1 rRNA gene is annotated in these 216 nt (G+C 58.8%); it reads right to left on the reverse strand.

The features are described from left to right. Positions 1–52 (reverse strand): 5S ribosomal RNA (gene rrf, locus FDP28_RS20430); the annotation flags it as partial. Positions 53–216: the final 164 nt, after the last annotated feature.

Below are 216 nucleotides of genomic sequence, written 5' to 3' on the forward strand. Positions count from 1 at the left end.
CTTCCGGGTTCGGAATGGGACCGGGCGTTTCCCCCACGCTATGACCGCCGTAACCTTGTTACCCGGACCCGGGCCCCCTGTGTGTGGGGGTGGGTGGGAAGACTTATGGTTACAACATTGTGGTGTTGTTATTGAGTTGTGTGTGTTCCTGTGACCGTGCCCCTGTTTGGGGGCGGGGTTGTTGGTTGGGAACCACATAGTGGACGCGTGCAGTGT

The organism is Paenarthrobacter nicotinovorans (assembly GCF_007670255.1).
In the GTDB taxonomy this organism is placed as follows: Bacteria; Actinomycetota; Actinomycetes; order Actinomycetales; family Micrococcaceae; genus Arthrobacter; species Arthrobacter nicotinovorans_B.